The following is a 22,698-nucleotide window of genomic DNA, read 5'->3' on the forward strand; positions in this document are numbered from 1 at the left end:
CCTGCCGGGGTGGTGATGCGCGAATGGGCTTCCTATTCCCGAACGGCGTGCGATGCCGCCGTTTCGAGGTTGAAGGCGGCGGCGAAGAGGGCCTTGGTGTAGTCGGTCCGGGGGGCGGCGAAGATGCTCTCGGCGGATCCTTCCTCGACGATCTTGCCGTTCTGCATCACCACCACGTGGTTGGCGAGCGCCCGCACCACCTTGAGATCGTGACTGATGAACATGTAGGCGAGGTCGCGCCGCTTCTGCAGATCGCGCAGCAACTCGACGATCTGCGCCTGTACCGACATGTCGAGCGCCGAGGTCGGCTCGTCGAGCATGATGAATTGCGGTTCGAGCGCCATGGCGCGGGCGATGGCGATGCGCTGGCGCTGGCCGCCGGAGAACTCGTGCGGGTAGCGGTCCATGGTGGAGGGATCGAGGCCCACGTCCTGCAAGGCTCGCGCGACGATGTCGCGACGCTGCGCGTAGGTGAGGCCCTTGTCCTGAACGAGCAGCCCTTCCTCCACGATCTCGGCGATGGACATGCGGGGCGAGAGGGAGCCGTAAGGATCCTGGAACACCACCTGCAGGTCCTTGCGCAGGGGGCGGATCTCCTTCCCGCGCATGCCGTCGATGCGGTTGCCGAGGAAGACGACGGGGCCTTCCGACTGCACGAGGCGCAGGATGGCGAGGCCGAGCGTCGTCTTGCCGGAGCCGGATTCGCCCACCACGCCGACGGTCTCGCCCCTGCGCACGCGCACGGAAACGCCGTCGACGGCCTTCACATGGCCTACGGTCTTCTGGAAGAAGCCGCGCTTGATCGGAAACCACACCTTGATGGGCCCGGCATCGACGATGACCGGCGCATCCTTCGACACCGGATTGGCGCGGCCCTTCGGCTCTGCGGCGAGGAGCCGTTGCGTGTAAGGATGCTGCGGATTGCCGAACACCTCCGCGACGGTTCCCTGCTCGACGATTTTGCCCTTCAGCATCACGCAGACCCGGTCGGCGATCTTGCGCACGATGCCGAGATCATGGGTGATGAAGAGCATCGACATGTTGAGCCTGCTCTTCAGCTCGGCGAGCAGCTTCAGGATCTGGGCCTGCACGGTCACGTCGAGCGCCGTGGTGGGCTCGTCGGCGATGAAGAGATCGGGCTCGTTGGCGAGCGCCATGGCGATCATCACGCGCTGGCGCTGCCCGCCGGAGAGCTGGTGCGGATAGGCGTCGAGCCGCGATTCCGCATCGCGGATGCCGACGAGGGTGAGAAGCTCGAGCGTGCGGGCGCGCGCCTGACGGTCGGACAGGCCACGGTGCAGCTTCAGGATTTCGCCGATCTGCCGCTCGATGGTGTGGAGCGGGTTGAGCGAGGTCATCGGCTCCTGGAACACCATGGTGATGTCGTCGCCGCGCACCTTTCGCATCTCGTCCTCGTCGGCGGCGACCAGGTCCTTGCCCTTGAACAGGATGCGGCCCGAGGGATGATGCGCGGACGGGTAGGGCAGGAGCTTGAGTGCCGACAGGGCGGTGACGGACTTGCCCGACCCGGATTCTCCCACCAGCGCCACCGTCTCGCCTGGCATGACGTCGAAGGATACGCGATCGACCGCCAGCATGTCGCCGCCGCCCTGGCGGAAGGCGACGGAGAGGTCTTGGACGGAGAGGAGGGGCTCGGTCATCGAAACGTCTTCCGCGGGTCGAAGGCGTCGCGCACCGCTTCGCCGATGAAGATGAGGAGGCTGAGCATGATGGCGATCACGAAGAAGCCCGCGAGGCCGAGCCACGGCGCCTGAAGGTTCGCCTTGCCCTGCGCCAGCAACTCGCCGAGCGAGGGCGAGCCGGGCGGAAGTCCGAAGCCGAGGAAGTCGAGCGAGGTGAGCGTCGTGATCGAGCCGTTGATGATGAACGGCATGAAGGTCAGCGTCGCCACCATGGCGTTCGGCAGGAGATGCTTGAACATGATGGTGCCGTTGGACAGGCCCAAGGCGCGTGCGGCGCGCACGTATTCGAAGTTTCGCGCGCGCAGGAATTCGGCGCGCACCACGCCTACGAGTGACACCCAGGAGAAGAGCAGCAGGATGCCGAGCAGCACGAAGAAGCTCGGCGTGATCACGGCCGAGATGATGATGAGGAGATAGAGCGAAGGGATCGCTGTCCAGATCTCGATGAAGCGCTGGAACAGCAGGTCGGTCCAGCCGCCGTAATAGCCCTGCACCGCACCGGCAAGGATGCCCACGATGGACGAGATGCCGGCGAGCGTCAGCCCGAACAGCACGGAGATGCGGAAGCCGTAGATGAGGCGCGCCACGACGTCGCGTCCCTGGTCGTCGGTGCCGAGCCAGTTCCACTCGATATCCTTGCAGCCGGTGCCGCCGGTGCGCTCCGCGATGGGGCGGCATTGCTCGTCGGTGAGCATCCATGTGGGCGGCGCGGGCGCGGGGACGGGCAGGTCGAGATTGTGCGTGTTGTAGGAGAACCGGACCGGCGCCCAGAGCAGCCAGCCGTTGTCCTGGATCTCCTTGGCGATGATCGGATCGCGATAATCGGTCTGCGCCAGGAAGCCGCCGAACTTCTCCTCCGGGTAGTCCACGAAGGCCGGGTAAAGCAGCTCGCCCTTGTAGGAGGCGAGGATCGGCTTGTCGTTCGCGATCAGCTCCGCGAACAGGCTCAGCACGAACAGGATCATGAAGATCCAGAACGACCAGTATCCGCGCCGATTGGCCTTGAAGTTCTGCAGGCGCCGCCGATTGAGAGGCGAGAGCCTGATGAAGCCTTCCTTCGGCAGGGGCGGAGCCACGGGCGACGAGGCCGGCGAGACGACGGGCACGTTCTCGTTCATCTCACGCCTCCCTTGCCGTTGTCATCCCCGGCGGCCCACAAGGGCCGAGAAGGGGATCCATAGCGCCGAGCGTGTGAGTGGATTCCCTTCCCCTTCGCTACGCTCCGGCCGGGAACGACACTGAGGTGTGATGGATGCTCCATCTCACGCCTCCCTGGTCTCGAAATCGATCCGCGGGTCGATCCAGGTATAGGTGAGGTCGGACACCAGGTTCACGGCCAGGCCCACCAGCGAGAAGATGTAGAGATTGGCGAAGACCACCGGGTAGTCGCGGTTCACGATGGACTCGAAGGACAGAAGCCCGAGCCCGTCGAGGGAGAAGATGGTTTCGATGAGAAGCGCTCCGGCGAAGAAGGCGCCGATGAAGGCTCCCGGAAAGCCCGCGATGACGATGAGCATGGCATTGCGGAACACGTGGCCGTAGAGGACCTGCCGCTCGGACAATCCCTTCATGCGCGCCGTGAGCACGTATTGCTTGCGGATCTCGTCGAGGAACGAGTTCTTCGTCAGCAGGGTCGAGGTGGCGAAGGCGCCCAGCGCCATGGCGGTGATCGGCAGCACCAGATGCCAGAAGTAATCGACGATCTGCCAATACCAGGGCATGAGGGACCAGCTCTCCGAGGTCAGGCCGCGCAACGGGAAGATCTGCCAGAACGAGCCGCCGGCGAAGAGCACGATCAGGAGGATCGCGAAGAGAAAGCCCGGAATGGCATAGCCGATGATGACGACGGCGGAGGTCCAGATGTCGAAGGAGGAGCCGTCCTGCACGGCCTTCTTGATGCCGAGCGGGATCGAGATCGCATAGGACAGGAGCGTCATCCAGAGCCCGAGGCTGATGGAAACGGGCAGCTTCTCCTTGATCAGTTCCAGAACCGAGATGTCGCGGAAGTAGCTCTTGCCGAAGTCGAAGCGGGCATAATCCCACAGCATCTTCAGGAAACGCTCATAGGCTGGCTTGTCGAAGCCGAACTGCGCTTCGAGCTGCTTGATGAATTGCGGGTCGAGGCCCTGCGCGCCGCGATAGCGGGAGGTGTCGCCCCCGCCTGCGCCCGCGCCTCCGGGGCTCTGGACGCCGAAATCGCCGCCGCCGCCGGAGATACGGGAAGACGTGCTGGAATCCTGTCCCTGCAGCTGCGCGATGATGCGCTCGACCGGGCCGCCGGGGGCGAACTGCACCAGGGCGAAGGAGATGAGCATGATCCCGAGGATGGTCGGGATCATGAGGAGAATGCGGCGTGCGATATAGGCGAGCATCAAGCGCCTGCGAACTTAAGGCCGATGCGGCCGAGGTGGGGGGCGTTGAAGCCTGACGCGTGTTTCGAGCCGTTCGTGTCCAAGCCTTATCCTCTTCCGATCCGCTTCGCCTTCTCGGCATCGTACCACCAAGTTCCCGGTGCGCCCGATGAGAGACGGGGCTTGGTCTCGGGGCGGGAGAACTGGTCCCAATAGGCAAGCCATTCGCTGGCCCGGTACCACATGGGGACCCAATAATGGCCCGAACGGAGGACCCGGTCCAGGGCACGGCAGGCGACGTTCAGCTCCTGGCGCGACTTGGCGTTGCCGATTGTCTCGATGAGTGCGTCCACGGCCGGGTTGTCGATCCCGGCGAGGTTCTGCGAGCCAGGCCTCTTGCCGGCAGCCGATCCGTAGACGATGCGCAGGCTGTCCCCGGGCGTGGACGAGCCGACGAGATTGCGGCTCGCCATGTCGAAATCGTACTCGTCCATCCGGCGCTGGTACTGCGCCGCATCGACGATGCGCGACGTGGCGTCGATGCCGAGCCGCTTCAGGTTCGCCTGGAATGGCTGCGTGTGCGGCTGAAGCGAGGGTTGGAAATCGAGGAACTCGATCCTGAAGGGTTGCCCGTTCGGCAGTTTCAGCGCTCCGCCCTCGCGCTTGCATCCCGCTTCGCGCAGCAGCTCGTCGGCACGGCGCAGAAGGCGCCGGTCCTGGCCGGATCCGTCGGACACGGGAGGCAGAACGGGATCGCCGAAGACGCTGGCCGGGAGCGTGCCGCGAAACGGTTCGAGCAGCGCCAGCTCTTCCGGCGAGGGCTTGCCGACCGCCTTCATGTCGCTGTTCTCGAAGAACGATGTCGTGCGCCTGAACAGGCCGAACATGATGTTGGCGTTCGTCCATTCGAAGTCGAAGGCGAGGCCGATGGCTTCGCGGATGCGTGGGTCCTTGAAGGCGTCCCGGCGCGTGTTGAAGTACCAGCCCTGGATCGTCGAGGGCGCGTCGTTCGAGATCTCTTCCTTCTTCACCTTGCCTTCGCGCACGGCCGGAAAATCGTAGCCCGTCGACCAGATGCGGGACGTGTATTCCTCGTTGTAGTTGAGCGTGCCGTTCTTGAACGCCTCGAAGGCCACGGTGCGGTCGCGGAAATATTCGTAGCGGACGTGCTCGAAATTGTTCTGGCCCACATTCACCGGCAGGTCCTTGGCCCAGTAATCAGGAACGCGGTCGAACTCGATGAAGCGCCCGACCTCGAAGCGTCCGACCTTGTAGGGGCCGGAGCCGAGCGGCGCTTCCAGCGTGGAGGCCTCGAAATCCTTCCCCTGCCAGTAGCGCTCGGAGAAGATCGGCATGCCGCCGACGATGAGGTGGATGTCGCGGCTGCGCTGCGGCGTGAACCGGACGAGCAGGACATCGTCCGCCTCCGCTTCCGCCGAGGCCATCTGGGTCAGGAGCTGGTTGAAGACCGGATGACCCTTGGTCTTCAGGATGTTGAGCGAGAAGGCCGCATCCTTCGCGGTCAGCTTCGAGCCGTCGTGGAAGCGTGCTTCGGGGCGCAGGATGAAGCGGTAGGTGAGCTTGTCTTCCGAGATGCGCACGCTCTTCGCCACAAGCCCGTACAGCGCATCGGGCTCGTCGCCCGAGCCGGCCATCAGGCTGTCGAAGGTGCTCGTCATTCCGGCCGCGCCGTCGCCGCGCAGCACGAAGACGTTGAGCGTGTTGAAGGTGTCGAAGTTCTGGTTGCCGGTGGTCTGCTTGATCTGGATCGCCAGCGTGCCGCCTTTGGGCGCATTCGGGTTGACGTAATCGAAATGCTTGAAGTTGGGCGCGTATTTCAACTCGCCGAAGCTTGAGAGACCATACGTCTCGGTTTCACCCACCAGCGCCAGAGCGTTGCGCGGCAGCAAGGAAAGAGCGGCACCTGCCGCTCCCGTCATGAGAATGGTCCGGCGGCTGATGTCCCTCATCGCGGTGCTCCCGTCTTGGCGGCCTTGGCTTCATCGTACCACCAGATGGTCGGGAAGGCGGCACCGCCGTAGCGCGGCATCGTCTCGGGATGGGAGTAGCGGTTCCAGCGCGCCGTGCGCTGCTTCAGCGAGGTCCATTGCGGCACCACGTAATCGTGGGCGAGCAGAACGCGGTCGAGCGCTTTCGTTGCGGCCACGAGATCCTCGCGGTCCGTGGCGAAGATCACCTTGTCGATCAGCGCGTCGATGCCGGGATCGGCAATGCCGGCGAGGTTGCGGGAGCCTTCCCGTGACGCGGCCTGCGATCCCCAGAATTCGCGCTGCTCGTTGCCGGGCGAGAGGGATTGCGGCCAGAGGCCGGTGGCGATGTCGAAATCGAAGGAGCGGGTGCGGTTGGTGTATTGCACGTCGTCGATGGTGCGCACGCTCGCGGCGATGCCCAGCCGCTCCAGGGATGCCTTGTAGGGCAGGAACACGCGCTCCTCGTTGGGGCTGCTGCTGAGCAGTTCCGCGCTCAGCACCTCGCCCTTGGCGTTGACGCGGCGGCCGTTCTTCACCTCCCACCCGGCTTCCTTGAGCAGGCGATCCGCCTCGCGCAGATTGTTGCGGATCGCTTCGGGCGAGTCGTTGACCGGGTTCTTGTAGGGCGCCGTGAAGACGCTCGCCGGCACCTTGTCGCGAACGCTCTCCAGGATCTCCAGTTCCTTGCCTTCGGGCAGGCCCGACGAGGCTAGGTCGAGCCCGTAGAAATAGCTCGAGGGGCGCTCATAGAGACCGTAAAAGATCGTCTTGTTCAGTTCCTCGAAGGGAAAGGCCAGGTTGAAGGCCCGGCGGACGCGCTGATCCTTGTACTTGTCACGCCGCATGTTGAGCACGAAGGCCTGCATGACGCCCGTGGCGCGGAACGGGAATTCTTCCAGGACGACGCGGCCTTCCTGGCGTGCCGGGAAGTCGTAGCCCGTGGCCCAGTTGCGGGCGCTGTTCTCGGTACGGAAGTCGAGGCGATCCGCCTTGAAGGCTTCGAGCAGCACCGTCGCGTCGCGATAGTACTCGTAGCGGATCTCGTCGAAATTGTTCTGCCCCACATTCACGTTGATCTTTTCGCCCCAGTAATCCTTCACGCGCTCGTAAGACGCGTTGCGGCCCGCGTCGAAATTCTTGAGGCGATAGGGGCCCGAACCGAGCGGCGGTTCGAGCGTGGTCTGCGTCACGTCGCGCTTGCGTCCGTCCGGCGCGGTGCCTTCCCACCAATGCTTCGGAAGGATGTTCAGCTGGCCCATGATCTGCGGCAGCTCGCGATTGCCTTTCTGGTTGAACGTGAACTTGACCTCGCGCTCGCCGGTCTTCTCAGCCTTGACGACGTTCGCATAGTAGAAGGCGTAAGTCGGGCTGTTCGCCTTCAGGCTCTCGAAGGAAAAGATCACGTCATCCGCCGTCACCGGCCGGCCGTCGTGCCACTTGGCTTCCGGGCGCAGGCGGAAGCTCACCGAGGAATAATCCTCCGGATAGGAGAAGGATTCGGCGAGCAGGCCGTAGGCCGCGTTCGCCTCGTCGAGGGCGGCGGTGGTCAGGGTTTCGTAGATCAGGCCGAGCCCCTGCTCGGGCGATCCCTTCACGCCCGCGACCACGATGTTGAAGCTGTCGAAGGTGCCGAGCGCGCCCAGGCGCACCAGACCGCCCTTCGGAGCGTTCGGGTTGACGTAGTCGAAATGCGGGAAGCCCTGAGGATATTTGGGCTCGTCGAGGAGGGCCGCACCGTGCCGCCATGAGGCTTCCTGGGCTGCGAGAGGGGTGAAGGCGAGGCAGGCAGCGAGGAAGCTCGGCAGAAGGGTACGGATCACAAGGCGTCTCCTGAAAGGGCGAGGCGTCTGTCGTCAGCTTACATTTTGGGCGCGGCGGGTCGAGCGCAAGGGATAAACCGTAAATGCCGCGAGCGCCTAAAAGAAAAGCCGGGCAGCAAGCCCGGCTTTCCGAAATGCGATCGATGCGAATGACTTACTGGGCAGCCGGGAGCGGAACCGGGTTGTCCGAGAGGGTCCGCAGGTAAGCCAGCAGATCCGCCCGGTCCTTGGCTCCGGCAAGGCCCGCGAAGGCCATGATGGTGCCGGGGGTGGCCTGCTTCGGGTTGTGGACGAAGGCGTCCAGGGCCTCGTAGGTCCAGTTGCCGCCATGGGCCTTCATGCCGGCCGAGTAGTTGAAGCCCTCGTGCGAGGCGACCGGGCGTCCGACGACGCCGTAGAGGTTCGGGCCGACCTTGTTCGGGCCGCCTTTTTCGAGGGTGTGGCAGGCGGCGCACTTCTTGGACTGAGCCTGGCCCTTCGCCGGATCGGCGCTGGCCAGGAGGACCGGAAGCGGCTGTGCCGGCTCTGCGGGAGCGGCACCACCGCCAGCGGCAGCCGCTTCGGGGGCCGGGAGATCGTATCCGGGGACAGCGGGCTTATGGGGAGCAAACAGGCCGCCGGCGATAACGTTGACGCCGACCACGAAGAGAAGCGAACCGAAAACGGCGCCCGCGATCTTATTGGTCTCGATATTCATCAGTTAGGCTCTCCTCGCCTTCGTACACCGGCGAAATCAGCGCAGCAGAACGGATCCGCGGGCGGATGCCCACGACAGGGCCGTTGCTTAGCCGTAGTGATGGGGTTTTGACAATGGGGTTTCCAGGAGTTTTCGCCGTTCTCGTGGTCGCAGCACGGGTGCCGAACGCCTTGAACCGCTCGAAGGTTCGGTTCCGGCCGATGACGACAAGCCCCGCCCTCCGCTTTTCGGTCCGATGCTGACTTGAGGGCAGGGGCATCGGATGAATCCCAAAAGTGCATTCCACTTTCGGGTCCGATGCTCTAAGGACGCGCAGTTTCCTTGAAGACCGCACCATGTCCGATCCCATCGTCCTGATCCCCTCCCGCCTTGCCGCGACCCGTCTGCCGAACAAGCCTCTGGCCGAGATCGCCGGCGAACCCATGATCGTCCATGTATGGCGGCGGGCCGTCGAGGCGGGAATCGGGCCCGTGGCCGTGGCGACCGACGCCCCCGAGATCGCCGAAGCGGTGACCAGGGCAGGGGGGAGCGCGGTCATGACCCGGACGGACCACGCCTCCGGCTCCGATCGCATCTTCGAGGCTGTGGAAAAGCTCGACCCGGACGGGCGGCATGACGTGATCGTGAACGTTCAGGGAGACCTGCCGACCATCGATCCGGCGGCGATTGCGGCCTCCATCGTCCCGCTCTCCGATCCGGAGGTCGACATCGCGACTCTCGTGGCGGTCATCGCCCGGGAGGAGGAGAAGACCAATCCCAACGTGGTGAAGATGGTGGGCAGCCCGCTCTCGGCTGGACATTTCCGCGCCCTCTACTTCACCCGTGCGACCGCGCCCTACGGCGAAGGTCCGCTTTATCACCACATCGGCCTCTATGCCTATCGCCGCAAGGCGTTGCAGCGTTTCGTCGGCCTCAAGCCGTCGCCCCTGGAGACGCGCGAGAAACTGGAGCAGCTGCGGGCGCTGGAAGCCGGCATGAGGATCGATGCCGTCGTGGTCGATGACGTGCCGCTCGGCGTCGACACCCCTCACGATCTGGAAAGGGCGCGCGAGATCATCGCGGCCAGAATGATTGGGTCCCGGAGGACATCATGAGCAAGCTTATTTCCTTCCAAGGTGAGCTGGGCGCCAATTCCCACACGGCCTGTTCGGAGGCGCGCCCCGACTGGGAGCCGCTCCCCTGTCCGACCTTCGAGGATGCCCTGGCAGCCGTGAACGAGGGAACGGCGGGCCTCGCCATGATCCCCATCGAGAACTCCATCGCCGGGCGCGTGGCCGACATCCACCACATGCTGCCGACCTCCGGGCTGCATATCGTCGGCGAGCATTTCCTGCCGATCCACTTCCATCTCATGGCGATCCCGGGCGCGGATCTCGGCACCGTCAAGGACGTCTACAGCCATGTCCACGCCCTGGGGCAGTGCCGCAAGATCATCCGGAAGCTTGGGCTCAAGGCCCACGTGGCCGGCGACACCGCGGGCTCGGCCCGCGAGGTGTCGGAGTGGGAGGATCCGACCCGGGCATCGCTGTCGCCCCGCATGGCGGCCGACATCTACGGCCTGAAGATCCTGCTGGAGAACGTGGAGGACGAGGCGCACAACACCACCCGCTTCGTCATCCTGTCGAAGACGCCGTATTGGGCGCCCGCCAGGCAGGGGCCGACCGTGACCTCCTTCGTGTTCCGCGTCCGCAACCTGCCTGCCGCGCTCTACAAGGCTTTGGGTGGTTTTGCGACCAACGGCATCAACATGACGAAGCTCGAGAGCTACATGCTCGAAGGCGAGTTCCTGGCGACGCAGTTCTACGCCGAGGTGGACGGCCACCCGGAGGACGCCAATCTCAAGCGGGCCCTGGAGGAGCTGGAATTCTTCTCCCGCGAACTGCGCATTCTCGGCGTCTACCCGGCCGATCCGTTCCGGGAGAAGATCAAGGAAGCGGCCGAGTGACCATCCTCATCCGCGAAGCGGTTGGGGGTGATATCGAAGGGATCGCCAGGGTCCACGTCCAGGGCTGGCGTGAATCCTACAAGGATTTCCTGCGCCCCGAGGCGCTCGCGGGCCTCTCCGTCGAAGAGCGGATGCGGATGTGGGAAAGCGCCTTCGCGCAGCCGGATCCACGGGCCAGGCTTCTCGTCGCGGAGACGGATAGCGGCGAGATCGTCGGCTTTGCCCGTGGCGGGCCGATCCGCGACGGTGCCGAACTGCTCGGCACCGAGGCCGAGCTCTTCGCCATCTACCTGCTCGACAAGGTCAAGCGCCAGGGTATCGGCCGCGGGCTGATGGGTGGCGTTCTCGATCATCTCGGTCGGCACGGCTTCCGCTCGGCCGGCCTGTGGGTGCTGAAGGACAATCTCGCCGCCCGTCGCTTCTACGAGGCCCTGGGCGGGCAACCGGGCGCCGAACAATCCTTCGACCTGCGCGGCCAGATGGTCGTCGAGGTCGCCTACCGGTTCGAGTTGGCGACGCAGCCTTAGAGGCGCAGTTCCCACAATCTCATCGTCGTCGCTCCACCTGGAAATGACTCGCTTCCCGCAACGCTCTCCCGTCATGGCCGGGCTCGTCTGGGCCATCTCGGTCTGCTGTGGCCACCCCCGCAGCCCTCATCCTGAGGAGCGAAGCGTCTCGAAGGACGAGGGCGTCCCCGTGCTCTCTGGACGATCCTTCGAGACGCCGCTGGCGCGGCTCCTCAGGATGAGGTCAGAGAGGGTGATCGAGCGAACGTTATGTTCTCACTTTGTTCTTGACAAGCTTCCTAGGCTCGGCTATATCGTTCTCTATTCCCGCCCGGCGAGGGGCGCGCTCGCGAGGCGTCGCAAGAACGGGGCGGGAAGCGGTCCGGTCGCAGGCCTCGCAACCCTGTGGCCGGAGGCCCTTGGTGCCTGTGGGCTGCCAAGTCGAAACGCCTAAAAGAACCGCGTGCAAGACGCCGTCCGGCTCTTCCACTCTCACAGACACAGCGAGCCGGATGGTCCTGGCACCCTCCCTCGATCCCTGCAGGCTCGCAGCACAAGCTGCGGGCCCGCAGGTGCTGGCTCTTTGACATCAGACACAACCCCCGTCATCCCGGGGCCGCGGAAGCGGAACCCGGGACCCAGAGCCGCCGACGGTGCAGCAGGAGACGCGACGCGGCTCGCCCTGTCTTGAGACGTCGCGGTTCTGGGTTCCCGCCTGCGCGGGAATGACAAGGGCGCAGGTTTCCGCGCCGTTCTCGGCGCATGGTCCCGGATCGCCTTCACCACCCCTCGCGAATGACGCCCTTCAAACGCGCCTAATTCTTCACCCACTCCCGGACCAAATGGTTGGCGATCGCGATCGGCGAGGGGGCGTCGAATTGCTCGTGGGTGCCCTCCAGCATGCGCCTGACATCGTCCTTCGTGAACCAGCGGGCGTCCTCCAGCTCCTCACCGTCGAAGGTGATCTCCTCGGTGAGCGCTTCGCCGATGCAGCCGATCATGATGTTCGACGGGAAGGGCCAGGGCTGGGAGGTCATGTAGCGCACCGCGCCGACCCGGATGCCGGCTTCCTCGAACGTCTCCCGGCGGACCGCATCCTCGATGGTCTCGCCCGGCTCCAGGAAGCCCGCGAGGCAGGAATACATCTTCTCGGCAAAGCGCGGCTGGCGGCCCATGAGGCATTTGTCGCCCCGCGTGATCAGCATGATCACCACCGGATCGGTGCGGGGAAAGTGCTGGGCGCCGCAAGCACCGCAATCGCGCCGGAAGCCGGCCTGGGCGAGTTGCGTCGGCGCGCCACAATTGGCGCAGAAGCGATGCCGCCGGTGCCAGTCCAGCAGGGATTTCGCCATCGCGAGCAGCCCGAGCTCCTCCGCCGGAACGAGGCCGCGCACGGCGATGGAGCGCAGGTCCACGACTGCGAAGGCCGGATCGTCCAGGAAGGATTCAGCCGCCTCCGGCGCGGCCAGGGTCGCCACCACGGGACGGTCTCCGAGCGTGCCGAGAAAGACCTGCTCCTGATGGCCGGGGAGGCGGCCCAGAATGGAGGAGGGAAGGAGGCTCGTTCCAGGCTCGCCGGCCTGGAGGACCGGCAGGTCGCCGGCCAGGACCACCATGGCGGTGCGCGGATCCCGCGCCGCATTGGCAAGCGCTTCCGGGTCCCGCTCGGCGCTGTGGCGGACGAGCGGGTTCGTGATGTAGGCGATGGGTCGGGTCATGGGGTCAGGCCGCTGCGAAAAGGGCTGCGGCGCGCTCGATCAGGGCCGTCGCCGCGTGGTCGGGATAAGGCGTGCGGGTGCCGTGTCCCCAGACGGGGCCGGGCCAGGCCGGATCGGAGCGGAAGCGCCCGATAACGTGCACATGAAGCTGCGTCACGATGTTGCCCAGCGCACCCACATTCACCTTGTCGGGCTTGGAGAGCTCCAGCATCACCTTGGTGGCGATGCGGATCTCCTGGGCAAGCTGCGCGTAATCGGCCTCCGAGAGGTCGGTGAACTCGCTCGCTCCCGCGATGCGCGGCACCAGCACGAACCAGGGAAAGCGCGCATCGTTCAGAAACAGGACGGACGAGAGGGCGAGGTCGCCGACGGGGATCGTGTCGGCTTCGAGCCGGGAATCGAGCGTGAATGTCATAGCGCTATGTAACCGAGCCTGCGGCTTCGTGTCAGCCTGAACCTCGCATGTCATCCCCGGCGCACGGAGTGCGGGAAGGGGATCCACGATCAGGCGCTGAGCGATGGGTTCCCTTCCCCTCCGCTGCGCTTCGGCCGGGAATGACACGGATGGCGGTGGAGAGCGGGGATGGCCGTGGGGGCGGCTCGTTTCCAACTTGCGTTTCTCGGGCAATACGCCCATATAGCCCGTGGGAGGTTGGCGAGGGACGTCTCACTCGCCAACCGGGTCAGGTCCGGAAGGAAGCAGCCCTAACGAGACCGAACGGGTCTTCGTCCAGCCTCCCACCTTTTAAGATTCTCCAAAGCCTTGCAGTCGATGGACGATACCACAGCCGGCACGCCCCTGAACGACGAGCCGGCCCTGCCGGGCTTCCCCGCCGCGCCCGCTTCAGCAGCGCCGGCCTCCCCCTATCGCGTCCTTGCCCGAAAATACCGCCCTCGCACCTTCGATGACCTGATCGGTCAGGAAGCGATGGTGCGCACCCTCTCGAACGCTTTCGAGACCGGGCGCATTCCGCAGGCTTGGATGCTCACCGGCGTCCGCGGCGTCGGCAAGACCACCACGGCCCGCATTCTGGCCCGCGGCCTCAACTACCAGAAGGCGGACGGCACCGGTCAGCCTACCATCCACATGCCGGAACTCGGCGTGCACTGCCAGGCGATCATGGAATCGCGGCACGTGGACGTGCTGGAGATGGACGCCGCGTCCCATACGGGCATCGACGACGTCCGCCAGATCATCGACGGCATCCGCTATTCGCCGGTCTCGGCCCGCTACAAGGTCTACATCATCGACGAGGTCCACATGCTCTCCGAGAAGGCGTTCAACGCCTTCCTGAAGACGCTGGAGGAGCCTCCGCCGCACGCGAAGTTCATCTTCGCCACCACCGAAATCCGCAAAGTCCCGGTTACGATCCTGTCCCGCTGCCAGCGCTTCGACCTGCGCCGCATCGAGGCCGACAAGCTCGTGGCCCATCTCGGCCGCATCTGCACCGCCGAGGGCGTGCAGGCCGATGCGGAAGCGCTCGCCGCCATCGCCCGCGCGGCGGAAGGCTCGGCGCGCGATTCCCTGTCGCTGATGGACCAGGCCATCGCGCACGGCGCCGGCGTGGTGACGCCCGACACGGTGCGCGACATGCTGGGGCTCGCCGACCGCACTCAGGTGATCGATCTCTTCGAGGCCGTGATGCGCGGCGACGTGCCGGCCGCCTTCGCAGGCCTGCGCTCGCAATACGATGCCGGTGCGGATCCCGCCGTGATCCTGTCCGATCTGGCGGCCTTCTCGCACGTCGTCACCCGCCTCAAGCTGATCCCGGAAGCCGCGAAGGATCCGGCCCTCTCCGAGATCGAGCGGACGCGCGGCACCGAGTACGCCCAGAAGCTATCCGTGCGGACCCTGTCGCGCGCCTGGCAGATCCTCCTGAAGGGCATTCCCGAGGTGCAATCCTCAAACCGCCCCATCGCGGCGGCCGAGATGGTGATCGTTCGCCTTGCCTATGCGGCCGACCTGCCGACGCCGGACGAAGCCCTGCGCGCCTTGAAGGACGGCGCGCCGGTTCCCGCCGGCGGTCCTTCCGCGCCTTCGCCCCGGCCGTCCGGTCCCACCACCTCCGGCAACATGGCGCTTGCGACATCCCAGCCCTATCCGCAGCCGAGGCCCCAGGCCGCCGTGCAGACCGAGCCGACCATGCGGCTTCGCCGCTTCGAGGACGTGGTGGCCTTGGCCGGCGAGAAGCGCGAGATCGTGCTGAAGGCGCAGCTCGAACGGGACGTGCGCCTCGTGCGCTTCGAGGAGGGCCGCATTGAGCTCAGCCTCACCGAGACCGGCAGCCGCACCATCGCCAACGACCTCACCCGCGCCCTCCAGCAATGGACCGGTGAGCGCTGGATGGTCGCTCTGTCCTCGGAGGAGGGCCAGGCGACCCTGCATGAGAAGGCGGTCGAGGCCGAGCGCGAGCGCAAGGAAGGCGCCGCCAATCATCCGCTCGTGCAGGCGGTGCTGACGAAGTTCCCCGGCGCGCAGATCGTGAACGTGATCGAACGGGCGGAGAAGCCCGGCGAGGATGCGGAAACCGAGATCCTCGGCGAGGCCGATGCGCTGGCCGCGCACGAGGCCGAGGACGACGACGATCTTTTCTGATTTTCTTTTGAGATTGAGGATACGGTCATGAAGGACATCATGGGACTGATGAAGCAGGCTCAGGCCATGCAGCAGAAGCTGCAGGACGCCCAGGCCGAGCTCGACACCCTCGAAGTCGACGGCACCGCCGGCGGCGGCGTCGTGACCGTGAAGGTGACCGGCAAGGGCAGCCTGAAATCCATCAACATCGATCCCTCGCTCATGAATCCTGACGAGAAGGAGATCCTCGAGGATCTCATCGTCGCGGCCATGAACGATGCCCGCGGCAAGGCCGAGCGCGTCACCCAGGAGCGCATGGAAAGCATCACCAAGGGCCTGCCGCTGCCTCCGGGCCTGAAGCTGTTCTGAGACATCGATGGCCCAGCACGTTGCCGGTCCCGAGATCGAGCGCCTGATCCAGCTCCTCGCCCGCCTGCCGGGCCTGGGGCCTCGGTCCGCGCGGCGCGCGGCGCTCCATCTCATCAAGAAGCGCGAGACGCTGCTCAACCCGTTGAGCGATGCCATGCGCATCGCCAACGAGCGCATCGTCGTGTGCTCGTCCTGCGGCAACGTCGATACGTCGGATCCCTGCACGATCTGCCGGGATGCCAAGCGCGATCCGTCCATCCTCGTGGTGGTGGAGGACGTGTCCGATCTCTGGGCGCTGGAGCGGTCCGGCGCGGTCAACGCCAGGTATCACGTACTCGGCGGCGTGCTCTCGCCGCTCGACGGCGTTCGGCCCGAGCACCTGAACCTGGAGCGCCTCGTCGCCCGTGCGTCCGAACCCGGCGTGAACGAGGTGATCCTGGCGCTCAACGCCACGGTCGACGGCCAGACCACGGCCCATTACATCACCGAGCTGCTCGCCCATCTGCCCGTGAAGGTGACGAAGCTCGCCCACGGCGTACCCGTCGGCGGCGAACTCGACTATCTCGACGAGGGCACGCTCTCGGCGGCGATCCGGCAGCGCACGTCGTTTTGAAGCGGCTCTGATTCCTCCGATGTCATCACCGGGCTTGTCCCGGTGATCTCGATTGGAGAGGCGCTCCCCACACCGCTGTCATTCCGGGGCGCCCCAGGCGAACCCGGAACCCATAATCACGACGCGGAAGGAAAGAGCGAGCAGCGTTGCGCCTCTTCCTGCGCCGTCAGCGGCTATGGGTTCCGGGTTCCGCTTCGCGGCCCCGGAATGACAAGCGCGGATCTCATGCGAGCCGCAGATGATGACGTGACAGGCCGGAGCGCCGTTGCTAATCAGGCGGCAACGAAACCCTGACCCGAGTTGCCCATGTCCACCGCTGATCTCGCCCGCACCATCGACGCCGCCTGGGAAGACCGGGCTAACGTCAACCCTTCGACGACCGGCGCCGTCCGTGAAGCCGTCGAGGAGTCGATGAACCTTCTCGATTCCGGCAAGGCCCGTGTGGCCGAGAAGACCGGCGGCGAGTGGCAGGTGCATCAATGGCTGAAGAAGGCCGTGCTGCTGTCCTTCCGCCTCAACGACATGGAAGTGATCGGCGGCGGCCCGGGCGAGGCCACGTGGTGGGACAAGGTGCCGTCCAAGTTCGCCGGATGGGGTGAGAACCGCTTTCGGGCCGCGGGCTTCCGCGCCGTTCCGAACTGCACCGCGCGGCGCGGCGCCTATATCGCGCCCGGCGTGGTGCTGATGCCGTCCTTCGTCAATCTCGGCGCCTATGTGGACGAGAACACCATGGTCGATACCTGGGCGACGGTCGGCTCCTGCGCCCAGATCGGCAAGAACGTGCACCTCTCCGGCGGCGTCGGCATCGGCGGCGTGCTGGAGCCACTCCAGGCCAACCCCACCATCATCGAGGACAACTGCTTCATCGGCGCCCGCTCCGAGGTGGTGGAAGGCGTGGTCGTGGGCGAGGGCTCGGTGCTCTCCATGGGCGTGTTCATCTCGGCCTCGACCAAGATCATCGACCGCAACACCGGCGAGGTTTTTGTGGGCCGCGTGCCGCCGTATTCGGTCGTCGTCCCCGGCTCGCTCCCCGGCAAGCCGCTCCCGGACGGCACCCCCGGCCCGTCGCTCTACTGCGCCGTCATCGTGAAGCGCGTCGATGCGCAGACGCGGGCAAAGACAGGGATCAACGAGCTGTTGCGGGACTGATCTGAAACATTGTATCTGTCTAGCTCGGTGACATTCTGGGCTAGGCAGATATGTGGGCTGTACTGAGATTTTTCTTCAGCTTTCAGGGCCGCATCGGACGGCTTCAATTCCTCTATGGCATCCTGTTCTGGGCTGCAGCGCTGACCGTTGCATTTACTGTTTATCTCGAGACGATCTGGTTCTGCTTATCACCTTTGACCCTCATCGTTCTGGTGGCAGCTGTCTCATGCACAGCGCTGCAAGTGAAGCGATTTCATGATCGGAACCGTACTGGTTGGCGTGTGAGCATCTTCTGCATTCTGTTCCTGACCACAGCCATTTTCCCTGTTTCGTTAGCTACGCTCCTATTGGTTTCCATTGAACACATGGTTGAGTTGCTGATTATGGCTGGCACAAGAGGGCCAAACCATTATGGTCCTGCTCAGCAGCCACCTCCTGAACCTGTGCCAGCATGACCTCCCATACTCCGCTTTCCCTCGCCCAATCCCTCCTGCGCTGCCCCTCTGTGACGCCTGAGGAGGGCGGGGCGCTGGCCTTCATCGAGGACGTGCTGAAGGAGGCGGGGTTCGAGGTTCACCGGCCGGTCTTTTCCGAGCCCGGTACGCCCGATGTCGAGAACCTCTATGCCCGCTACGGCAAGGGTGAGCCCTACCTGCTCTTTGCCGGACATACGGATGTGGTGCCGCCGGGCGATGTGAGCCGGTGGCAATACGATCCGTTCGGCGGTGAGATCCATGGCGGCGAGCTTTATGGGCGTGGCGCGGTCGACATGAAGGGCGGCATCGCCTGCATGATGGCGGCGGCGCTTGCCTTCATTCGCGACAACCCGGATTTCAAGGGCTCCATCGGTTTCCTGATCACGGGAGACGAGGAGGGGCCGGCCGTCAACGGCACGGTGAAGCTCCTCGAATGGGCGAAGGGCCGCGGCGAGCGGTTCGATCATTGCATCCTCGGCGAGCCCACCAATCCGAACCAGCTCGGCGACATGATCAAGATCGGGCGGCGCGGGTCGCTCACGGGCCGGATCGTGGTCGAGGGCAAGCAGGGGCATGTGGCCTATCCGCATCTCGCGGACAATCCCATTCCGGGCATGATGCGCCTGCTCGACGGGCTGCTGAAGGAGCCGCTCGATCGGGGCACGGACCATTTCGACGCCTCGAACCTCGAAGTGACCACCATCGACGTCGGCAATCCCGCCGCCAACGTGATCCCGGCGGAGGCGAAGGCGACCTTCAACATCCGGTTCAACGATCTCTGGACGCCCCAAAGCCTTGAGGCGGAGATCGAGCGCCGCCTGCGCGAGGCCGCCGGCAACACGGTGCGCTACACCCTGACGATGGAGCCGACCAACGCGGTCGCCTTCCTCACGCCGCCGAATGCCTTCGTGGGCTTCATTGCCGATGCCATCAAGGCTGAGACTGGCTCGCAGCCGAAGCTCTCCACCACGGGCGGCACGTCGGATGCTCGCTTCATTGTGAAGTACTGCCCCGTGGTCGAATTCGGCCTCGTCGGACAGACCATGCACCAGATCGACGAGCGGGTGGCCGTCGCCGATTTGGATCGTCTCGCAACGGTTTACCGCAAGGTGCTTGAAGCCTATTTCGCCGCGTGAGCCCAAATTTGGAACTTGACTGTTTAGACTAAAGTCGAAGAATAGCCGGAACGTTTTATCGGGTCCGTCCATTTCCGAGGGCAATCGTCTTCGAAGAAGGGGCCGCTCATGATCGTTACGGCTGATGAGGTCAACCGCTCGTTCCGGGGAACGCTCGACCTGCTCAACAGCAGGTCAGAGGGCCTGAAGTCCTTCGACATGAGCGAGCGGGGCTTCTGGCGCTCCTTCACGGCGATCTGGCTGACGCTCCCGGCCTATGTCGTATCCCTTGCCTTCGAGCGCCTCCGCCTCGGTCTCCTGCAGCCGGACCGGCCTCTTCTCGATAGCTTCTGGATCGATCTCGTCGTCGCTCTCGGCCATGTGGCGGGCTTCGTCGCCCTGCCGGTCGCCATGATCTGGATCGCCCGGTGGTTTCGGCTCGAGAAGGCCTATGTGCCCTTCGTGATCGTGACGAACTGGATCTCCGTCATCGGCATGCTGCTCCTGTCGGTGCCGGCCATGCTCATGCTGCTCGGCTGGGCGCCTCCAGGGCTCGCCAGCCTGTTCGGCCTCGCCTTCGCGATCATCATCGTGCGGCTGCAATGGTTCGCCACCAAGGCGACCCTGAACCTCGCGAGCCTGCCGGCCCTCGGCGTCGTGGTGCTTGGCATCGTGCTCAATTCCATGATCGGAACCGCGATGCGGGGGCTTTTAGGCTAAAGCATCGAACGCAAAAGTGGGAACCGGTTTTGCGTGTAAAGATGCGACAAACAAAACCTTAAAGCGTCGGATAATCGACGCCGATCAGGTAAAGCCCCGTCGATGGGGCCATCGGCCCGCAGCGTCTGCGGTCGCGGGCGTCGAGGGCCGCGCGCACATCCTCCACCGACCAGCGTCCCGCGCCGGCCCGCTCCAGGGTCCCCGTCATGGAGCGCACCTGATGGTGCAGGAACGAACGGGCGGAGGCATAGATGCGGATCTCGTCGCCGATCCGCTCCACATCGAGCCGATCGAGGGTCCGGACCGGGCTGTTGGCCTGGCATTCCGCGGCCCGGAACGTGGTGAAATCGTGCCGCCCGATCAGCGTCTGTGCGGCCTCGTGCATCGCGTCGGCATCGAGCTTCCAGGCCACGTGCCAGACCCGGCTCGCGTCCAGGGCCGGAGGCGCGCGGCGGTTGAGGATGCGATAGACGTAGTGGCGCTTCACGGCGGAGAGGCGGGCGTGGAACGTCTCGGGTACGACCTGGGCCGAAAGGATCGCCACGGGGGCCGGCCGCAGGTGGGAGTTGGTGGCGTCGCGGACCGTGTCCGGCCGCCATTCCTTGTCCAGGTCCACGTGAACGACCTGGTGGGTGGCATGAACCCCCGAATCCGTCCTTCCTGCGCAATGGATTCGGACGGCCGCGCCCGTAAAGCGCGCGATGGCATCCTCCACCGCCTGCTGCACGGAGAGCCCGTTCGTCTGATGCTGCCAACCGGTGAAGGGCGTGCCGTCATATTCGACGACAAGCTTGTAGCGAGGCATGTTATTTCAGTTCTGCAAAGGCTCTGGCGTAAGTGACCGAGCCGTGAGCCTCTTTCCCGGTGTCGGAAAGGGCAAGGGCCTGAAGATAGGGTCCGTCATAGAGCGTCTTGAGCCTGCGCGCCAGCGCTGTCGAGAAGCCGAAGCGGCCATAGTAACCCGGCTCGCCCAGCACGAGCACGAGGTCGAACCCCTTGGCCTTCATCCGTTTCAGGCCCTCTTCGATGAGAAAGGCTCCCACGCCTTGCCGCTGGTGAGCGGGAATCACTGCAAGAGGAGCCAAGCCGCACCCTTTGACGAAAGGAGCGTCGTCGAGGAACAGACGGGAGAAGGCAATATGCCCGACCGCTTTCGCTCCATAAGCCGTGAGGGACAGGATGAGGTCGCCGTCATTGCGCAGGCGCTGGACGAGACTGGCTTCAGCCAATTGCCCGAAAGCAGCCTGGTAAATCGCGCAGAGGCCAGCCCAGTCGGCGGATTCCTCCAGACGAAGCCTCATGCCGGACCTCACGCGAATCTGGCGCCCGGACCAAGCCTCACTCCCCGCAGGAATTCTTCGAAAGCCACGGGGCCTTTGCCGGCACGCTGAACCTGAATCAGGCGGATCGCACCCTCGCCACAGGATATTGTACCATCGTTGTCGAGCAGTGTCGCGGGCAAAGCTGAACCTTTTCCCAAGACCGCTCTGAGAACCTTCACCCGCTCCGGGCCTTTGCCGAAATCGGCCGTGAAATAGGCCCCCGGAAAGGGAGAAAGGCCGCGAATGTGGTCGTGGACCGCCTGCGCCGGCTTCGACCACTCGATCCGCGCGTCCTCGTTCTTGAGCTTGTGGGCGTAGGTCACGCCCTCCTCGGGCTGGGGCGTGAAGCCCAAACCCCCACGGGAGAGGGCGGCGAGCGCCCGCACCATGAGGTCGGCACCGAGGACCATGAGGCGGTCGTGGAGCTCGCCCGCGTTCATGTCCGGCGCGATCGCCACCCGCTCGACCATGGCGACGGGGCCGGTATCCAGGCCCTCCTCCATCTTCATCACGGCGACGCCGGTCTCCCGGTCGCCGGCCATGATGGCACGCTGGATCGGCGCCGCGCCGCGCCAGCGGGGGAGCAGGGAGGCGTGAAGGTTGAGGCAGCCGAGTTCCGGCGCCTCCAGGACGGCCTTCGGCAGCAGCATGCCGTAGGCCACCACCACCGCCACGTCGGCGTCGTGGCTGCGGAAAATCTCGGCGGCTTCCTCCGTGCGCAGGGTTTTCGGCGTCAGCACCGGAAAGCCGAAACGGTCCGCCATCCGGTGGACCGGGGAGGGCTTCAGCTCCATGCCACGGCCGGCCGCTGCGGGCGCGCGGGTATAGACGGCCACCACGTCATGGCCCTGGCCGACGATCTCGGACAGGGTCGGCACGGCGAAATCCGGCGTGCCCATGAAGACGACGCGCAGGCTCATGCCCCGGCCTCGCGCTTGGCGGCTTTCTTGAACTTAGTCATCACCCGGTCGCGCTTGAGCTTCGACAGGTAGTCGATGAACAGCACCCCGTTCAGATGGTCGATCTCATGCTGCACGCAGGTGGCGAGCAGCCCGTCCGCATCCTGCTCGATGGTCTCGCCCTGCAGGTTCATGAACCGGAACCGCACCCGGTCGGGGCGCTCGACCTCCTCGTAATATTCGGGGATCGACAGGCAACCCTCCTCGTAGACCCGCTTCTCCTCCGACGCCCAGGTGATCTCCGGATTGATGAGCACCATCGGCTGGCGCTCGTCGTCGGACTTGGACACGTCCATGGTCACCATGCGGACCGGCACGCCGATCTGGATGGCAGCCAAGCCGACGCCGGGGGCGTCGTACATGGTTTCCAGCATGTCGTCGGCCAGCTGGCGGATCTCGCTCGTGATTTCCTTGATGGGTTCGGAAACCAGGCGGAGCTTGGAATCGGGGATGATGACGAGGGGTCTGATGCTCATGATCGCGGGAGATAAGCGCTTGAGGATGGATGGTCAAATCGTTCGTCTTGAGCATCGGACCCAAAAGTGGACCCACTTTTGGGGACTCATCCGATGCGTATCATTCCTGAGTGCATCGTTTTCGCGGAAAAGTGGATTCCACTTTTCCGCACGAGGCACTTGTGTTCGGATGCGTCCGTCAACCGGAACCATA

At 65.0% G+C, this 22,698-nt stretch carries 22 protein-coding genes and 1 other RNA gene; 11 read left to right on the forward strand and 12 right to left on the reverse strand.

From position 1 onward, the window contains the following. Window positions 1–32 precede the first annotated feature (32 nt). From DDF70_RS09715 to DDF70_RS09740, 6 genes are all read right to left on the reverse strand, one after another. The gene (locus DDF70_RS09715) at window positions 33–1,661 is read right to left on the reverse strand and encodes an ABC transporter ATP-binding protein (RefSeq protein WP_114944670.1); all 1,629 of its coding nucleotides are present in this window, start codon (window positions 1,659–1,661) and stop codon (window positions 33–35) included. Continuing rightward, entirely contained in the window at window positions 1,658–2,821 is a 1,164-nt protein-coding gene (locus tag DDF70_RS09720) for an ABC transporter permease (RefSeq protein ID WP_114944671.1), read from the reverse strand. Before DDF70_RS09720 ends, DDF70_RS09715 begins: the two co-directional genes overlap by 4 nt. Before the next feature lie 144 nt (window positions 2,822–2,965). Continuing rightward, window positions 2,966–4,075 carry a microcin C ABC transporter permease YejB gene (locus tag DDF70_RS09725; RefSeq protein ID WP_114944672.1) on the reverse strand — a complete coding sequence of 370 codons (1,110 nt, stop codon included), beginning with the start codon at window positions 4,073–4,075 and terminating at the stop codon, window positions 2,966–2,968. Window positions 4,076–4,161: 86 nt separating this feature from the next. Continuing rightward, window positions 4,162–6,024 (reverse strand): extracellular solute-binding protein, encoded by a 1,863-nt coding sequence (locus DDF70_RS09730; protein WP_114944673.1) that lies wholly within the window; start codon window positions 6,022–6,024, stop codon window positions 4,162–4,164. Beyond that, the gene (locus DDF70_RS09735; protein ID WP_114944674.1) at window positions 6,021–7,865 is read right to left on the reverse strand and encodes an extracellular solute-binding protein; all 1,845 of its coding nucleotides are present in this window, start codon (window positions 7,863–7,865) and stop codon (window positions 6,021–6,023) included. The genes DDF70_RS09730 and DDF70_RS09735 overlap by 4 nt, the downstream gene beginning before the upstream one ends. A gap of 154 nt (window positions 7,866–8,019) precedes the next feature. Beyond that, window positions 8,020–8,562, reverse strand: coding sequence for a c-type cytochrome (locus DDF70_RS09740; RefSeq protein ID WP_170316049.1), 543 nt, complete (start codon window positions 8,560–8,562; stop codon window positions 8,020–8,022). Window positions 8,563–8,897: 335 nt separating this feature from the next. On the opposite strand from DDF70_RS09740, the gene DDF70_RS09745 reads away from it, so the two are divergent. The 3 genes from DDF70_RS09745 to DDF70_RS09755 are packed head-to-tail and all read left to right on the forward strand — an operon-like array spanning window position 8,898 to window position 11,034. Next, window positions 8,898–9,656: a 3-deoxy-manno-octulosonate cytidylyltransferase gene (locus DDF70_RS09745; RefSeq protein WP_114944676.1), complete on the forward strand. Its 759-nt coding sequence runs from the start codon at window positions 8,898–8,900 to the stop codon at window positions 9,654–9,656. Then, a complete protein-coding gene (locus DDF70_RS09750; protein ID WP_425374067.1) occupies window positions 9,653–10,507 on the forward strand; it encodes a prephenate dehydratase in 855 nt (284 codons plus the stop codon). Before DDF70_RS09745 ends, DDF70_RS09750 begins: the two co-directional genes overlap by 4 nt. Next, window positions 10,504–11,034 (forward strand): GNAT family N-acetyltransferase, encoded by a 531-nt coding sequence (locus DDF70_RS09755; protein WP_114944678.1) that lies wholly within the window; start codon window positions 10,504–10,506, stop codon window positions 11,032–11,034. The genes DDF70_RS09750 and DDF70_RS09755 overlap by 4 nt, the downstream gene beginning before the upstream one ends. 794 nt (window positions 11,035–11,828) lie before the next feature. Here DDF70_RS09755 and nudC read toward each other — a convergent pair. Beyond that, window positions 11,829–12,731, reverse strand: coding sequence for an NAD(+) diphosphatase (nudC, locus tag DDF70_RS09765; protein WP_114944680.1), 903 nt, complete (start codon window positions 12,729–12,731; stop codon window positions 11,829–11,831). 4 nt (window positions 12,732–12,735) lie between these two features. Further along, window positions 12,736–13,146, reverse strand: a complete 411-nt coding sequence (locus DDF70_RS09770) for an HIT domain-containing protein (protein ID WP_114944681.1) — start codon at window positions 13,144–13,146, stop codon at window positions 12,736–12,738. 231 nt (window positions 13,147–13,377) lie between these two features. Here DDF70_RS09770 and ffs point away from each other — a divergent pair. The 8 genes from ffs to DDF70_RS09810 all read left to right on the forward strand — a co-directional run bounded on the left by ffs (window position 13,378) and on the right by DDF70_RS09810 (window position 19,748). Continuing rightward, window positions 13,378–13,474: signal recognition particle sRNA small type (gene ffs / locus DDF70_RS09775), an RNA gene on the forward strand. 29 nt (window positions 13,475–13,503) lie between these two features. Beyond that, window positions 13,504–15,327, forward strand: a complete 1,824-nt coding sequence (locus DDF70_RS09780) for a DNA polymerase III subunit gamma/tau (RefSeq protein WP_114944682.1) — start codon at window positions 13,504–13,506, stop codon at window positions 15,325–15,327. A 27-nt stretch (window positions 15,328–15,354) separates the two neighbouring features. Continuing rightward, window positions 15,355–15,675 carry a YbaB/EbfC family nucleoid-associated protein gene (locus DDF70_RS09785; RefSeq protein ID WP_114944683.1) on the forward strand — a complete coding sequence of 107 codons (321 nt, stop codon included), beginning with the start codon at window positions 15,355–15,357 and terminating at the stop codon, window positions 15,673–15,675. 7 nt (window positions 15,676–15,682) lie between these two features. Continuing rightward, window positions 15,683–16,288, forward strand: a complete 606-nt coding sequence (gene recR, locus DDF70_RS09790) for a recombination mediator RecR (protein WP_114944684.1) — start codon at window positions 15,683–15,685, stop codon at window positions 16,286–16,288. A 306-nt stretch (window positions 16,289–16,594) separates the two neighbouring features. Next, entirely contained in the window at window positions 16,595–17,437 is an 843-nt protein-coding gene (gene dapD, locus DDF70_RS09795) for a 2,3,4,5-tetrahydropyridine-2,6-dicarboxylate N-succinyltransferase (RefSeq protein ID WP_114944685.1), read from the forward strand. A 50-nt stretch (window positions 17,438–17,487) separates the two neighbouring features. Continuing rightward, entirely contained in the window at window positions 17,488–17,892 is a 405-nt protein-coding gene (locus DDF70_RS09800; RefSeq protein ID WP_114944686.1) for a DUF805 domain-containing protein, read from the forward strand. Continuing rightward, complete coding sequence (dapE, locus tag DDF70_RS09805; protein ID WP_114944687.1) at window positions 17,889–19,049, forward strand: succinyl-diaminopimelate desuccinylase; 1,161 nt, start codon at window positions 17,889–17,891, stop codon at window positions 19,047–19,049. The genes DDF70_RS09800 and dapE overlap by 4 nt, the downstream gene beginning before the upstream one ends. Before the next feature lie 108 nt (window positions 19,050–19,157). Next, window positions 19,158–19,748: a hypothetical protein gene (locus DDF70_RS09810; protein ID WP_114944688.1), complete on the forward strand. Its 591-nt coding sequence runs from the start codon at window positions 19,158–19,160 to the stop codon at window positions 19,746–19,748. 58 nt (window positions 19,749–19,806) lie between these two features. On the opposite strand, the gene truA is transcribed toward DDF70_RS09810, so the two are convergent. The 4 genes from truA to def are packed head-to-tail and all read right to left on the reverse strand — an operon-like array spanning window position 19,807 to window position 22,505. Next, window positions 19,807–20,553, reverse strand: coding sequence for a tRNA pseudouridine(38-40) synthase TruA (gene truA / locus DDF70_RS09815; protein ID WP_114944689.1), 747 nt, complete (start codon window positions 20,551–20,553; stop codon window positions 19,807–19,809). 1 nt (window position 20,554) lies between these two features. Beyond that, window positions 20,555–21,049: a GNAT family N-acetyltransferase gene (locus tag DDF70_RS09820; RefSeq protein ID WP_114944690.1), complete on the reverse strand. Its 495-nt coding sequence runs from the start codon at window positions 21,047–21,049 to the stop codon at window positions 20,555–20,557. An 8-nt stretch (window positions 21,050–21,057) separates the two neighbouring features. Next, on the reverse strand, window positions 21,058–21,990 hold the full coding sequence (fmt, locus tag DDF70_RS09825) for a methionyl-tRNA formyltransferase (RefSeq protein WP_114944691.1): 933 nt from the start codon (window positions 21,988–21,990) through the stop codon (window positions 21,058–21,060). Next, window positions 21,987–22,505, reverse strand: coding sequence for a peptide deformylase (def, locus tag DDF70_RS09830; RefSeq protein ID WP_114944692.1), 519 nt, complete (start codon window positions 22,503–22,505; stop codon window positions 21,987–21,989). Before def ends, fmt begins: the two co-directional genes overlap by 4 nt. Between the last annotated feature and the right edge of the window lie 193 nt (window positions 22,506–22,698).

This window comes from Microvirga calopogonii (assembly GCF_003347665.1).
Lineage (GTDB): Bacteria > Pseudomonadota > Alphaproteobacteria > Rhizobiales > Beijerinckiaceae > Microvirga > Microvirga calopogonii.

Bases quoted from the DNA above. Each gene is read 5' to 3' on its own strand.
- DDF70_RS09715 (WP_114944670.1), bottom strand. From the start codon at position 1,661: ATGACCGAGCCCCTCCTCTCCGTCCAAGACCTCTCCGTCGCCTTCCGC.
- DDF70_RS09720 (WP_114944671.1), bottom strand. From the start codon at position 2,821: ATGAACGAGAACGTGCCCGTCGTCTCGCCGGCCTCGTCGCCCGTGGCT.
- DDF70_RS09725 (WP_114944672.1), bottom strand. From the start codon at position 4,075: ATGCTCGCCTATATCGCACGCCGCATTCTCCTCATGATCCCGACCATC.
- DDF70_RS09730 (WP_114944673.1), bottom strand. From the start codon at position 6,024: ATGAGGGACATCAGCCGCCGGACCATTCTCATGACGGGAGCGGCAGGT.
- DDF70_RS09740 (WP_170316049.1), bottom strand. From the start codon at position 8,562: ATGAATATCGAGACCAATAAGATCGCGGGCGCCGTTTTCGGTTCGCTT.
- DDF70_RS09745 (WP_114944676.1), top strand. From the start codon at position 8,898: ATGTCCGATCCCATCGTCCTGATCCCCTCCCGCCTTGCCGCGACCCGT.
- DDF70_RS09750 (WP_425374067.1), top strand. From the start codon at position 9,653: ATGAGCAAGCTTATTTCCTTCCAAGGTGAGCTGGGCGCCAATTCCCAC.
- nudC (WP_114944680.1), bottom strand. From the start codon at position 12,731: ATGACCCGACCCATCGCCTACATCACGAACCCGCTCGTCCGCCACAGC.
- DDF70_RS09770 (WP_114944681.1), bottom strand. From the start codon at position 13,146: ATGACATTCACGCTCGATTCCCGGCTCGAAGCCGACACGATCCCCGTC.
- DDF70_RS09780 (WP_114944682.1), top strand. From the start codon at position 13,504: ATGGACGATACCACAGCCGGCACGCCCCTGAACGACGAGCCGGCCCTG.
- DDF70_RS09785 (WP_114944683.1), top strand. From the start codon at position 15,355: ATGAAGGACATCATGGGACTGATGAAGCAGGCTCAGGCCATGCAGCAG.
- recR (WP_114944684.1), top strand. From the start codon at position 15,683: ATGGCCCAGCACGTTGCCGGTCCCGAGATCGAGCGCCTGATCCAGCTC.
- dapD (WP_114944685.1), top strand. From the start codon at position 16,595: ATGTCCACCGCTGATCTCGCCCGCACCATCGACGCCGCCTGGGAAGAC.
- DDF70_RS09800 (WP_114944686.1), top strand. From the start codon at position 17,488: ATGTGGGCTGTACTGAGATTTTTCTTCAGCTTTCAGGGCCGCATCGGA.
- dapE (WP_114944687.1), top strand. From the start codon at position 17,889: ATGACCTCCCATACTCCGCTTTCCCTCGCCCAATCCCTCCTGCGCTGC.
- DDF70_RS09810 (WP_114944688.1), top strand. From the start codon at position 19,158: ATGATCGTTACGGCTGATGAGGTCAACCGCTCGTTCCGGGGAACGCTC.
- truA (WP_114944689.1), bottom strand. From the start codon at position 20,553: ATGCCTCGCTACAAGCTTGTCGTCGAATATGACGGCACGCCCTTCACC.
- DDF70_RS09820 (WP_114944690.1), bottom strand. From the start codon at position 21,049: ATGAGGCTTCGTCTGGAGGAATCCGCCGACTGGGCTGGCCTCTGCGCG.
- fmt (WP_114944691.1), bottom strand. From the start codon at position 21,990: ATGAGCCTGCGCGTCGTCTTCATGGGCACGCCGGATTTCGCCGTGCCG.
- def (WP_114944692.1), bottom strand. From the start codon at position 22,505: ATGAGCATCAGACCCCTCGTCATCATCCCCGATTCCAAGCTCCGCCTG.